Origin of the sequence: Pseudoalteromonas sp. Z1A6 (genome assembly GCF_011378745.1) — a bacterium.
Lineage (GTDB): Bacteria > Pseudomonadota > Gammaproteobacteria > Enterobacterales > Alteromonadaceae > Pseudoalteromonas > Pseudoalteromonas arctica.
Window position 1 is genome coordinate 15491 of record NZ_WTKW01000010.1, and the last position, 12709, is coordinate 28199.

Annotated in this window: 12 protein-coding genes; 5 read left to right on the plus strand and 7 right to left on the minus strand. The window is 39.8% G+C overall.

The annotated features are described in order from the left end of the window. Positions 1 to 57 precede the first annotated feature (57 nt). Positions 58 to 1722, plus strand: a complete 1665-nt coding sequence (locus GQR46_RS01265; RefSeq protein ID WP_165728180.1) for a GGDEF domain-containing phosphodiesterase — start codon at positions 58 to 60, stop codon at positions 1720 to 1722. Here GQR46_RS01265 and GQR46_RS01270 read toward each other — a convergent pair. Both GQR46_RS01270 and rraA read right to left on the minus strand, forming a co-directional pair. Beyond that, complete coding sequence (locus tag GQR46_RS01270; protein WP_165728105.1) at positions 1719 to 2768, minus strand: formimidoylglutamase; 1050 nt, start codon at positions 2766 to 2768, stop codon at positions 1719 to 1721. The two genes, GQR46_RS01265 and GQR46_RS01270, sit on opposite strands and share 4 nt — an antisense overlap. Before the next feature lies 1 nt (position 2769). Further along, positions 2770 to 3267, minus strand: a complete 498-nt coding sequence (gene rraA / locus GQR46_RS01275; protein WP_002959955.1) for a ribonuclease E activity regulator RraA — start codon at positions 3265 to 3267, stop codon at positions 2770 to 2772. A gap of 205 nt (positions 3268 to 3472) precedes the next feature. On the opposite strand from rraA, the gene GQR46_RS01280 reads away from it, so the two are divergent. From GQR46_RS01280 to GQR46_RS01290, 3 genes are all read left to right on the plus strand, one after another. Then, on the plus strand, positions 3473 to 4012 hold the full coding sequence (locus GQR46_RS01280) for a phosphatase PAP2 family protein (protein WP_033026551.1): 540 nt from the start codon (positions 3473 to 3475) through the stop codon (positions 4010 to 4012). Then, positions 4009 to 5040, plus strand: coding sequence for an MJ1255/VC2487 family glycosyltransferase (locus tag GQR46_RS01285; protein ID WP_165739483.1), 1032 nt, complete (start codon positions 4009 to 4011; stop codon positions 5038 to 5040). The genes GQR46_RS01280 and GQR46_RS01285 overlap by 4 nt, the downstream gene beginning before the upstream one ends. 109 nt (positions 5041 to 5149) lie before the next feature. Then, a complete protein-coding gene (locus GQR46_RS01290; RefSeq protein WP_165728107.1) occupies positions 5150 to 7030 on the plus strand; it encodes a methyl-accepting chemotaxis protein in 1881 nt (626 codons plus the stop codon). An 86-nt stretch (positions 7031 to 7116) separates the two neighbouring features. On the opposite strand, the gene GQR46_RS01295 is transcribed toward GQR46_RS01290, so the two are convergent. The 5 genes from GQR46_RS01295 to priA form a co-directional block, all read right to left on the minus strand. After that, positions 7117 to 7488, minus strand: coding sequence for a gamma-butyrobetaine hydroxylase-like domain-containing protein (locus GQR46_RS01295; protein WP_165739485.1), 372 nt, complete (start codon positions 7486 to 7488; stop codon positions 7117 to 7119). 62 nt (positions 7489 to 7550) lie between these two features. After that, on the minus strand, positions 7551 to 8879 hold the full coding sequence (gene hslU / locus GQR46_RS01300; protein ID WP_024594430.1) for an HslU--HslV peptidase ATPase subunit: 1329 nt from the start codon (positions 8877 to 8879) through the stop codon (positions 7551 to 7553). Between the two features lie 11 nt (positions 8880 to 8890). After that, positions 8891 to 9409, minus strand: a complete 519-nt coding sequence (gene hslV / locus GQR46_RS01305; protein WP_002958366.1) for an ATP-dependent protease subunit HslV — start codon at positions 9407 to 9409, stop codon at positions 8891 to 8893. Between the two features lie 79 nt (positions 9410 to 9488). Continuing rightward, positions 9489 to 10016, minus strand: coding sequence for an SPOR domain-containing protein (locus GQR46_RS01310; RefSeq protein WP_007582031.1), 528 nt, complete (start codon positions 10014 to 10016; stop codon positions 9489 to 9491). Between the two features lie 20 nt (positions 10017 to 10036). Beyond that, positions 10037 to 12223, minus strand: coding sequence for a primosomal protein N' (priA, locus tag GQR46_RS01315; RefSeq protein ID WP_007582030.1), 2187 nt, complete (start codon positions 12221 to 12223; stop codon positions 10037 to 10039). Positions 12224 to 12453: 230 nt separating this feature from the next. Here priA and rpmE point away from each other — a divergent pair, with 230 nt between their 5' ends. Next, on the plus strand, positions 12454 to 12669 hold the full coding sequence (gene rpmE / locus GQR46_RS01320; protein ID WP_007582029.1) for a 50S ribosomal protein L31: 216 nt from the start codon (positions 12454 to 12456) through the stop codon (positions 12667 to 12669). The last annotated feature ends 40 nt before the right edge of the window (positions 12670 to 12709 follow it).

Here is a 12709-nt window from a genome sequence, read left to right on the forward strand (position 1 = left end):
AATTTGAACATACTAACCGACAGTAACTTCCCAATATTTTTTAGTGGTGCACTATTGATGGCGATGATTGCCACTTTATTTTCCGTTAAAAATGCCAGTATTAAATTTAGCTATTTATGCACAGCAGCTGTTGGTTTGGCTATTTTGAGTACGGGCGCAGCTTGGCTTGCCATTTTACTTGCCTTTGGATTTTGCTTTCATTTATGGCAAGCCTTTGAGCGAAATAATTGGAGCATGATTATTACCAGCTCAATGGCTGGTCTTTTATTTGTTGTTCTATTTTCAGCTCATTTATTATTGGAAGTTCCGTTATTTTGGGTTGTGTTAGCAATATTATTATTAGCTATTGTTGGCTTTTTAAATGACGAAAGCGCTGAAATAGAAGTCGTGATAGAGCCAGAACCTACAGGTGATACATTTATAGAAGAGTCTCCGCTTTCGGTTTTTGCAGATAGAAAACAGTTACGCCAAGGTTACTATGCATGGTGCGACAACAAGCAAGTAAGTGCAGCGTTAATCGTTATTCGTCTTGAAGGGTTTGAGCAAGTTAACCAGCATATAGGACGTGACTTTGGCGATATACTTTTAGCACAATCGGCTAATCGAATAAAAGAACTGCTTTCAAGTGACGAAATAGTGACTTTAGTTGGGCAAGAAAAGCTAGCCCACTTAGGGGGCCTTAACTTTGCATTTATTTGTAGTTTCGCGAATCAAAAACATTTACATGAGTTGGTTATTGAACAAATACTGGGTGCAACACTTAAGCCATTTAATGTTGCTAACTGCACTGTAGAGGTAAAAGCGAGGGCGAGTTATGTTGATTGTAATGAGCAAGACAATAACTTTGATAATTTAATATCGTACGCATACCTAGCACTCGATAGCCACCCAAATCGCAAGGTTGTGCCTTATCATCAACAAATGATGATTGAACTGCGAGAGCAACAAGCGCGACTAAAAGAATTAGCAAATATTGATTTTTCGAGCGAATTAGAACTCTATTTTCAACCTATAATTTGTAACGAAAACGGTCAAATTGAGTTTTTAGAATTACTACTGCGTTGGCAGCATCCTAAGCAAGGGATTTTATCTGCTAATCGTTTTATTGACGACATAAGAATAGCTGGGCTTGGTTATCCGCTTGCTAAATTTGTAATGGAGAGAGCCGCTGAGCTTGCAATGGCGCTTAGAGTAGAAGGTATTTCCATACCGCTTAGCATTAACGTATTTGGCCCTGAAATGCTAAATGAAGAGTTTGTTGAATTTGTTGATGTTGTTATAAATGAACATCACTTAGAGGCGGGAGACTTAATTGTTGAATGCCCTTTACATATTTTTGCTGGTTTAGATGACAAAGGCCGAGGCATGATCGCAAGGCTTAATAACATAGGCTTAAAAGTATGTGTGGATGGACTTGGTGATAACCCGGTACTACTTTCTAAGTTGCCAAGTTTAGCGGTTGAGTATATTAAGGTTTCACCTTCACTTACCGCTGACTTTAGTAATCAAAACAATATACGCAGTTTAGTTGGTGGAATGGTTGATATGCATAGCCAACAAAAAACAAAAGTGATTTTTGAAGGAGTAGAAACACTTGAGCAACTTAAGTTTGTAAAAAGCTTAAAAGGTTATGCTGCCCAAGGTTATTACTTTGGTCACCCGCTAAGTAGTATCGGTTTAATGAGCTGGCTAAAAGAGTGGCGATCGGTTCAACAACGTTAAGTGTTTTCTTTGGCTTGTAGGTAGCTATTTACAAGTGCACTAATCACTTGCCCTACATGGGCAGCACCGGCATCTAACCCGTTAGGATGCTGGTTAGGCGCTGCTTCACATAAGTGTAAGTACTTAGAGTGCCGGTGGCTTGCAGCTAAATGCACAAAGTGCTCAGTGTCACTCACACTAAATCCGCAATATGTATACGCACTAACTGGCATATAAGTAATACTATCTAAATCAACTTCAACACCCAGAGGTAAATCATTAAAATTACTTAGTGCATTTTCAATTGCCTGCGTTAGTGTAATTTTTCGCTTAACTTGTATAGATTGATAGCTATCAAATTTAAAGTTAGCTTCACTCATTGCATCTATAATTGCTTGATTATTTTTTAATTCATGTAAGCCAATAACATGGTAATTACTTAGATGTTGCTCATTATACGCGTAGCGAAAACCATTACCACTATGGCGACCTTCACATTCTCTAAAATCGGCATGAGGGTCAAAATTGATAGCATTAACAGGCGTGTTTTTTGACTTACTTAGCGCGCGAATAATACCTAAGCAATTATTGTGACCTCCGCCAATGACGATTGGCTCAAGCCCTGCTTTAAAAATAAGGCTTAATACTGACTCTACGCGTTCATCAAGTTGTTGGCATAAATCTCGTAATTGAGTTAACTGCTGGGCTTGCTGATTATTAAGTTGGTTGCTTTGCGCCATTAAATCATCAGTATTTACTTCACCCAATAAAAGTACTTTTTGAGTGGCGATAAATTGATTATGGGGTTGGTTTAAAAAACGTTTTAAAAAAGCAGACCATGCTTCGTTTGCACCGCCATTTCCTAAATTTGCTTTTGGGCCAATATCTTCGCAAATACCAAGAAGTACGTAGCGAATGCCAAATTGAGCTGCGTCAATAAGTGCTTGTTGCAGGTTTACTTGAGTGTCTAGCAAGGCCATTGATTGCCATGCTTTTTTTTCATTTACGCGGTTAGAGCAAAGTGCTCTAACCGCGCTTTCATCATATACTTTTAAATGGGAGGTCACGTTATACTTCTACAACTTCCAATTCTAATTCTTCTGCAGATAAAACAATGCCAGTACTATCGGCATAAATAAAGTCATCATCAAAAAATGATACACCGGCAAAGTTAACGCCTATAGCATCCTCGCCAGCACCTTCACTGTCAGCTGCAACAGGGATAGAAGCAATTGCTTGAATGCCTAAATCAAGTTCTTCAAGCTCATCAACGTGGCGTACTGCGCCGTAAACAACAATACCATTCCAGTTATTTTCAAGTGCAAGTTCGGCCAATTCAATATCAATAAGTGCACGGCGAGTTGAGCCACCACCATCAATAAGAAGCACTAAGTCTGTACCGTCTTGAGAAAGTAATTCGCGGATCAGTTCATTATTTTCAAAACATTTAACCGTTTTAATGCGGCCACCAAAGCTGTGTCGACCACCAAAGTTGATGAACATTGGCTCTAGCACGTCAACCACATCAGCAAAGTGGTCACATAAATCAGAAGTGCTGTAATCCATTATTTTATCCTCAAAAGGTACATTAATTTATACCTCAGTATACCCTCCTTATAAGCAATAACAACGACTTAATCGCAGTAAATTTAGACAAAACAAGCGCTAAATCATTAATCGCAATAATAGTGTCTTAAAAGCGTCACTCAATTGTTATTTACAACACATAAGCTAAATCGGTGTTCATATATTATGCAATGAGGGGGAAGTGATGGATAACAATAATATGTTTAAAAGGGCAGCTCTGCTAGATGAGCAATTATTTTTAACTCTGTTTAATTGCAACTCACCGAAGTGGTTTAAAACAATGGCGTTTGGCTTATCTAAAAGCGGTGATGGAGGGCTTTACATACTTGTGTGTTTAGCGGTGTGGTGGCTTAGTAATAATGAGCAGCAACAATTATTACCTGTAACGATATTAGTTGGTTTTGCTATAGAAAGGCCCATTTATTTACTGGCCAAAAATAGATTTGCCCGCATCCGTCCATGCGACTGCTTAGTAACAAATGCTTACATAGTACCAAGTGATAAATTTAGTTTGCCCTCGGGCCACAGCGCTGCAGCGTTCTTAGTTGCGATTATACTAAGTCACTTTTTCCCTGAATATATATGGCTACTACTTAGTTGGGCTGCTGGTGTGGCTATTTCTCGTGTTGTATTAGGCGTACATTTTCCTGCTGATATTATTATAGGTGCGATTATTGGCAGTGTTTGTGGCTTATTCGCATTAGCGCTCGTGGTACCTGTATGAAAATATTGTATGGAGTGCAGGGTACCGGTAATGGTCATATAACGCGGGCTAGGGTTATGGCAAGCTGCTTTAATAAACTTGGTATTGATGTTGATTATGTGTTTTCAGGGCGAGCAAATAAAGATTACTTTGATATGCACGAATTCTCAGATTATAAAGCGTATCGGGGCTTATCGTTTAGTACTGAAAATGGGCAAGTCAAAAATTTAAAAACACTTAAAAACATGCGAGTTTGTAAGCTGGTGAGTGATATAAAATCGCTTGATATAAAACAGTACGATTTTGTACTTAATGACTTTGAGCCAGTCACAGCATGGGCTGCAAAACGGGCCGATATACCCGTTATCGGTATTAGTCACCAAGCCGCATTTTTGTCAGAAAACGTACCTATATTTGGTCGTGGTGTACTTAGAAAATCGCTCATCAAGCATTATGCACCAGCATCTACCTACTTAGGCGTACACTGGAAGCCATTTGCAAATAATATAATCCCGCCTTTTATTGCTCATCATAATCATGAGAATCCTGTCGCGGTACTAAATAAGGTATTGGTATATTTACCGTTTGAAAACTTAGATAGCATTGTTGATTACTTAAAAGACTTTCCCGAAAAAGAATTTTATTGTTATCACCCAAATGCCTGCAATCAGTCTTTTGGACATATACATTTGCGACCCCCCTCACGTTCTGGTTTTTTAAATGACTTAGCAAACACGAGTGGCGTTATTGGTAATGCGGGGTTTGAGCTTGCCAGTGAAGCGCTTAAGTTAGGTAAGAAGTTACTATTAAAGCCTTTAGATGGGCAGTTTGAGCAAACCGCAAATGCACAAACTTTGTTTGCCATGGGCATGGCGCATGTTATGAACTATTTAAACCCGCAAGCCCTTGATGACTGGAATAGCGCCCCGCAAAATAAGCAAATAAATTACCCTAGCGATCCCGAGCCTTTAATTGATTGGTTGGTTAAACAACAGTGGAATAACACACAATCGTTACACAAAGGTTTGTGGGATAGTGTCGCTTTATAGCCATCATAATTAAGTAGCTTAGAATAACCAATAATAAAAAGTTAAATTAATGAGTCGCTCCTGAGCTATCAGCTATAATACAAATGCATATTTAAAAAAGGCGTTAGCGATGAATTTTTTACAAAACTTAACAATCAAACGACGTTTACAGTTAAACGCAGTCGTTGTTGGTTTAGCAATGGTGGTCCTTTTATGCGTAATAATTTATGAAGCGAGAACAACGTTAAGCTTAAATAAAACAATTCAGCTTGCTGAAGAGCTTAATATCCATGAATTAGAACTGCGTAAACATGAAAAAAACTTTCTTTTTTATAAACAAGAAGAAGCATTAGACTTATTTGAACAAGATTATAACCAGCTTAAAAGTAAAATTGCTAAGTTGAATGTAATTATGCAAGAGCAGGGTATCGAAACCCAAAAAATAAGTAATCTCGATAATTTGGTAAGTGCTTATAGCAATGACTTTATGAGTGTTGTTGTGCTACAAAAACGCATAGGATTACACCCAAAAGATGGGCTGTATGGCGAACTAAGAAGTGCAGTACACGAGGTCGAAAGCTTGCTCAAAGAGCAAGATAATTACAAACTCTTATCTTCTATATTACAATTAAGACGGGCTGAAAAAGATTTTATGCTACGTTTTGATCTTAAGTATTTAACTCGATTTGATGAAGGGGTTGATACTTTAAAGCAGCAAATCGCTCAGGCTCAATTTGATACGGGGTATACAGCTCAATTAAATGGCTTTTTAAATTCCTACCAAACGCAATTTCAAGCATTGGTCCAGGCACAGGTTGAATTGGGCTTAGATTTAAATTCAGGAGCACTTGGAAAAATGCGTAAAAGTGTTGAACAAAGTGATGCAATCGTTGCGCAGATACTATTAAGCACTAAGCAGCAGGTAGATAAAAGCGTTGAACAGGCACAATTTTTAGCCATTCTTATTTTTGTGATTGCTGGCATTATTGTTTTAATGTTGGTTTATTTCACGAGCCGCTCGATTATTGTGCCTATAGAGCGGGTTTATCACACCATTAACGACATTCGTCGTAATAATGATTTAAGCGTGATGATAGAGCAAACAGGTAAAGACGAAATTACCACCATGACGGTCGACTTTAATAGTTTAATAGGCGATTTTAAAAACTTAATTAACGAAGTTAATGGTGCTTTAAATACGCTTAACATAGCAACAGAGCATTTATCAGAAAGTACCGCAGCAACAAGCTCCGGTATGCAAGAGCAATTACATGAAGCCGACATGGTTGCAACTGCAGCCACCGAAATGCAGGCGACGATTCAGGATATTTCACATAATACTGAAGCGGCTGCTAAAAAAGCAGAGTCAACAAACTTAAGTGCTCAACAAGGGCGCAGTGAAGTTGACTCTACCGTTAAGCACATTAGAGCCCTATCTGATTCGTTAGGGAATGCATCAAATGTAGTATCGCAACTTGAAAAAGATGGCGAAACAATTGGTTCAGTGCTTGATGTAATTCGGGGGATTGCAGATCAAACAAATTTACTCGCACTTAATGCGGCAATAGAAGCGGCACGTGCTGGTGAGTATGGTCGTGGTTTTGCTGTTGTTGCAGATGAGGTTCGTTCATTAGCGAAGCGTACTCAAGAGTCCACGAGTGAGATTGAAGGTATTATAAGTACCTTACAGCAGCGTACTCAAGAAGTGGTGAGTATTATGCACAAATGTCGTTCTCAAGGCGATGAAAGTGCCTCGCAAGCAATTAAAGCAGGTGAGTTATTAGGCGCAATTACTGAAGATGTACAAACAATAATGGAAATGAGCTCTCAAATAGCGGTTGCTATTGACGAGCAAAGCCAAGTGGCATCAGAGGTTAATAAAAATGTAGTAAGAATTCGCGACATTGCGCAAGATGCAACTGAACATGCTGCTAAAAACGCCCAAACTAGCGAAGAAGTATCTGAGCAAGCTAGAGTGTTATTTAGCGCTATTGATAAGTTTAAAGTGTAACTAACCTGAACTCTGGATAGTAAATATTTTAACCAGGGTTTAGGTTAACTAATCTAAAAATACCCACCTAAAGTTACCAATAAGGTTTAAGGAATAAACTTTATTGGTACACTGTTTTTGTTTTGTTCGTGCTCGGCTACGCGTGCCGAATATTCATCGCTCAACGTTTGTTGCTGCGCTTGTAGTTTTTCAAAGTAACTCCAACTGAACAGTCCGCTATTGTGACCATCATCGAAATCTAAACGCAGTGCATAATGCCCAACAGGTACTATGTTTTTTATACCTACAGATTGTTTATTTAAAACCAATTTCATAGGGCCAGAGCCATGGCCTTGCACTTCAGAGGGAGAGTGAACGCGTAAAAATTCACAGCTAAAGACTGCTTGGCTATCGTCGTCAAAATAAACATCTAAATTTTTACTCACGCTGTGGTAATGCACTTTTGTAACGTGTTTCATTTTATATACCCCATTAAAAAGCCCCCAATCTGGAGGCTTTTAGTATAACGTTTATATTCGTTTTATAGAATGAAGCGGCTTAAGTCTTCATCTTCAACAAGTGCACCTAGATGTTTTTCAACGTAAGCGGCGTCAATAACAAGTGATGAACCTGCTTTTTCAGAAGCATCGTATGAAATTTCTTCCATCAATCTTTCCATCACAGTATGCAAGCGACGAGCACCGATGTTTTCGGTTTTTTCGTTAACTTGCCACGCAGCCTTAGCAATACGCTCAATAGCATCATCACTAAACTCAATCGTTACTTGCTCAGTTTTAAGGAGCTCTCGTTGTTGCTCAGTAAGCGATGCATGCGGCTCTGTCAGGATACGTTTAAAGTCATTTGCAGTTAGTGGCTCAAGTTCTACTCGAATCGGTAAGCGACCTTGTAGCTCAGGTATCATGTCTGATGGTTTAGACATTTGGAACGCACCTGAGGCAATAAACAACATATGGTCAGTTTTAACCATACCGTGTTTAGTGTTTACTGTTGAGCCTTCAATTAGCGGTAGTAAGTCGCGCTGAACACCTTCTCGGCTCACATCAGGGCCTGAAGAATCACCACGTTTACAAATTTTGTCTATTTCATCAATAAACACAATACCGTTTTGCTCTACTGCAAAAATAGCTTGTTCTTTTAGCTCTTCAGGGTTTACTAATTTAGCGGCTTCTTCTTCTGTTAATAGTTTGAAGGCTTCTTTAATTTTTAACTTACGTTTAGTGCGTTTATCGCCGCCCATGTTTTGAAACATGCTTTGTAACTGGTTGGTCATATCTTCCATACCAGGAGGCGCCATAATTTCTACGTTTGATTGAGCTTGCGCTAGTTCAATCTCGATTTCTTTATCATCTAATTGACCTTCACGTAATTTTTTACGAAATGTTTGGCGAGTAGATGAAGTATCGTCGCGTTGGCTTTCGCCATATTGATCTTTAACCGGTGGTAAAAGTGCATCTAAAATACGCTCTTCTGCTGCTTCTTCGGCGCGATGTTTAAACTTTTTAGTTTGCTGTTCGCGAGTCATTTTAATTGAAACATCAACGAGGTCACGTATGATCGTATCTACTTCTTTACCAACATAACCAACTTCAGTGAATTTAGTCGCTTCTACTTTAATGAATGGTGCGTTAGCAAGTTTTGCTAAACGGCGGGCAATTTCTGTTTTACCTACGCCTGTTGGACCAATCATTAATATATTTTTTGGTGTTACTTCACTGCGTAAATCTTCATTTAATTGCATGCGGCGCCAGCGATTACGAAGCGCAATAGCGACTGCTTTTTTAGCTTTAGCCTGACCTATAATGTGCTGATCTAGCTCGTGAACAATTTCTCTTGGGGTCATATCAGACATAATAGTTCCTATTATAATTCTTCGATTGTTTGGAAGTTATTAGTAAATACGCAGATGTTGCCTGCAATAGTTAAGCTTTTCTCTACTATTTCACGAGCGCTTAAATCTGTATTTTCTAAAAGGGCGGTTGCAGCTGATTGCGCAAAGTTACCACCACTACCAATTGCAATTAAATCGTTTTCTGGCTGAACTACATCGCCATTACCGGTAATAATTAAAGAGGCTGTTTCGTCTGCTACAGCGAGCAGCGCTTCGAGTTTTCGAAGTGCACGGTCACTTCGCCAATCTTTAGCCATTTCTACTGCGGCTTTAGTTAGGTTACCTTGGTGCATTTCTAATTTGCTTTCAAAACGTTCGAAAAGAGTGAAGGCATCAGCAGTACCGCCGGCAAAACCAGCGATTACTTTGCCATTATAAAGACGTCGAACTTTGCGGGCGTTGCCCTTCATTACGGTGTTACCAAGTGAAACTTGGCCATCGCCGCCAATTACAACTTTGTCGCCGCGGCGAACACTTACGATAGTAGTCATGTTATTCCTCATCATCGAGCTGCAGAGGCAACTCGTAAAAAACGATTATGATGAGGTTATATGGGTGAATGGTTTATTTTCAAGTCCAGCCCCAAATTCCGCAGCCGACTATTTTTACACGTTTAAGTTTGTTTTTATCGCTTTCGGCTTGGCGTTTGGTTTTATAAGGGCCTAAACGTACTTTATACCAAGTGCCATTGCTGCCTTCAGCCTGTTTGATCTCAGAAATGAGCCCTGCAAATGCGATTTTAGCTTTTAATGATTCAGCTTGTGCATGAGTTCTGAACGAACCGCATTGCATAACATAAGGACCTTTTTGCTCAAGTTCTTTTACTTCAACTTGAATCTCGTGGTTTCTAATTTCTTTAATAAATTCCGGTGTACGTGGAATAACAACTTCTACTTTTGCGGGTGCAGTTGGGTTAGCTTGTTTTTCGACAAGCTTTGGATCGGCATTACTTTTTATAAACCATAGTGTGTAGGCAAAACCACCTACAAGTAAGATGGCTATAACGGCTAAAAGAATAGGAAATGGTTTTTTAGCGGGTGCGTTTTTTTTACTGTTTCTGCCTGCAGGCTTTTTATTAATATAATCGTGCTGTGCCATGGTGTTATTTTGGCCTTAACCTAAATCATGTCTATAGGGTCTACGTCTAAGCTCCAGCGTACTTTTTGTGCAAGTTTACTGGTACTTAAATAATCAACCATTTGCGCAAGGTACTGATGTAATATGCGACGATCTTGCGCTTGAATATGCAATTGAAAACGATACATACCTGCGACTCTTTCAAGTGGGGCAGGGATCGGACCGAGCAATTGTATACCAGATACCCCATTCACAGGAACCAAATCCGTCAAAAAATCGACGACTAGTTTAATACTATGTCCTTGTGCACGCACAATGGCCATATTTGTAATGGGCGGTAAGTCAGCATCATCGCGCTCACTAAGAGCAAAGCGGGCAAAGTCTTGGTAACCATTATTAACTAAGTCTTGCAAAAGAGGGTGTTCTGGAAAGTGTGTTTGTAATAACACTTGACCAGGCTCACCTGAACGTCCAGCACGCCCCGCTACTTGGGTGACTAATTGCGCTAAATGCTCTGTCGCTCTAAAGTCGCATGAGTATAAGCCGCTATCTACATCTAAAATTATAACAAGGCTTACATCTGCAAAGTGATGGCCTTTGGCAAGCATTTGTGTGCCCACTAAAATGCGTGCGCCGCCTAGGTTTATTTCATCAAGTGCTTTTTCAAGGCTACCTTTACGGCGAGTTGAATCGCGGTCTATACGAGTAACAGGTGTATCAGGGAATTCGGTCGATAAAAACTCTTCAATTTGCTCTGTGCCTTTACCGTTAGGAAATATTTGCGTACTTCCACAGTCAGGGCATTGGTGAGGGACAGGGTACTGGTCGCCACAGTGATGACAGATCATTTGCCCAATCGCTTTATGAAATGTAGCGCTGGTACTGCATCGTTTACACTCGCTCAACCAACCGCACTCATGGCAAATAAGGGTGGGTGAGAAACCTCGGCGATTTAAAAATACCATAACCTGTTTACCGCGATTTAAGTGCTGACGCATAGTAGCAAGACTTGCATGTGCAATACCTGCTTGGTCGGGCTGACCTTTCATATCGAGTAACTTAAACTGATTGTCAGTCGCTGTTTGCGCACGCTCCGTTAAACTTAATAGCTGGTATTTGTTATTAATTGCTTTGTGAAGTGTTTCAAGCGCGGGTGTGGCGCTGCCTAATATAAGCGGGATTTTATGCTGAAAAGCTCTGTAAGCGGCTAAATCACGAGCATGGTAACGAAGGGTATCTTGTTGTTTAAATGACGAGTCGTGTTCTTCATCAACAACAATCATACCGAGTTTTAAAAATGGCAGAAAAATACTCGAACGTGTGCCAATAACTATCGCACAACTGCCTTTTTCGCAAAAACGCCATGTTTGTAAACGTTCGTTGTCGGTAAGTGCTGAGTGCCAAAGCATAATGGGTGTATCAGGAAAGCGGCGGCGAAAACGGTTTACGGTTTGTGGTGTTAGGCCGATTTCGGGCACGAGTACGAGGGCTTGCTCGCCACGTTTGAGTACTTCTTCTAGGCACTGTAAATACACTTCGGTTTTACCGCTGCCCGTTACGCCTTCTAATAAGAAGCTGCTAAAGCCAGTACTTTGATTTATAGCTGTGCAAGCAACCGCTTGTTCTTTATTAAGTACTGGTTTACTACCGACGGTTGGAGCAACACTTTGCCATTGGTTATCGTGCTCAATAGTTTGTGTTATGAGTTCTTTATCTATTAAGCTATCTATTGTTTTTTTACTAAAGCCCAGTGCTTTTAACTCAGTTAATGATGACTTACCTGATTGCGATAACTGCTTTAATAGGTTGAGCTGTGTTTTAGCTTTTAATGACGGTACTTTTGCACCTTTTTCTGTCAGGGCAACCATATTAATACTGGTTTTATCAGGCGATTCACCTTGGCGAAGTGCACCAGGTAGCGCTATATGAATAGTTTCGCCTAATGGATAGCAATAATAGCGGGCAGTAAAGCTAAGGAGTTCTAAATGCTGGGCACTTAAAATAGGGGCGTCGTCTATTACCTCTATAATATTTTTAATTTTATTTAAAGGGACGTCGGTACTGCTTTTAATACCCAAAACAACCGCTACTTTTTTTTGATTACCAAAAGGTACCAAAACTCGCATGCCAGGTAGTAAGGGAATTGATAAGCCACTGAGCTGTTCTTCTATTTTATAATCAAAGGTGCGTGGAAGCGGGACTTTAATAGCAACTTCAACAAAACTCATAACAACTCAACCCGTAAAATTAATGCTGTAATGTACTAAAAATAACGCTAAAAACCTACTAGCAATAGTGCTTGAGAAAGAGATTGTTCACTTTTTTGGCAAAAATATAAATAAATACTTGTGTGGGGGAAGGTTGTTGGATAAAATCCGCCACCAACAAATTTGTTTTAACGACGTATGGTGCCAAACTCCGGGTTTGGAGAGCGATGCGGCCTTAACTAGAGGTTCCTATGAAAGAAGGTATTCACCCTAAGTACGAAGTAATTTCTGCAACATGTTCATGTGGAAATAAATTCGAAACTAGCTCAACTCTTTGTAAAGACATTCACTTAGACGTATGTTCTGCGTGTCACCCGTTTTACACTGGTAAGCAAAAAGTTTTAGACACTGGCGGACGTGTTGATCGCTTCAACAAGCGCTTTGGTGCACTTGCCAGCAAGAAGTAATTATTGCTGTTTAGTTAAAAAAAGCACCTTAGGGTGCTTT

Bases quoted from the DNA above. Each gene is read 5' to 3' on its own strand.
- hslU (WP_024594430.1), bottom strand. From the start codon at position 8,879: ATGTCTGATATGACCCCAAGAGAAATTGTTCACGAGCTAGATCAGCAC.
- GQR46_RS01290 (WP_165728107.1), top strand. From the start codon at position 5,150: ATGAATTTTTTACAAAACTTAACAATCAAACGACGTTTACAGTTAAAC.
- GQR46_RS01310 (WP_007582031.1), bottom strand. From the start codon at position 10,016: ATGGCACAGCACGATTATATTAATAAAAAGCCTGCAGGCAGAAACAGT.
- GQR46_RS01285 (WP_165739483.1), top strand. From the start codon at position 4,009: ATGAAAATATTGTATGGAGTGCAGGGTACCGGTAATGGTCATATAACG.
- GQR46_RS01265 (WP_165728180.1), top strand. From the start codon at position 58: ATGGCGATGATTGCCACTTTATTTTCCGTTAAAAATGCCAGTATTAAA.
- rraA (WP_002959955.1), bottom strand. From the start codon at position 3,267: ATGGATTACAGCACTTCTGATTTATGTGACCACTTTGCTGATGTGGTT.
- rpmE (WP_007582029.1), top strand. From the start codon at position 12,454: ATGAAAGAAGGTATTCACCCTAAGTACGAAGTAATTTCTGCAACATGT.
- GQR46_RS01295 (WP_165739485.1), bottom strand. From the start codon at position 7,488: ATGAAACACGTTACAAAAGTGCATTACCACAGCGTGAGTAAAAATTTA.
- hslV (WP_002958366.1), bottom strand. From the start codon at position 9,409: ATGACTACTATCGTAAGTGTTCGCCGCGGCGACAAAGTTGTAATTGGC.
- GQR46_RS01280 (WP_033026551.1), top strand. From the start codon at position 3,473: ATGGATAACAATAATATGTTTAAAAGGGCAGCTCTGCTAGATGAGCAA.
- priA (WP_007582030.1), bottom strand. From the start codon at position 12,223: ATGAGTTTTGTTGAAGTTGCTATTAAAGTCCCGCTTCCACGCACCTTT.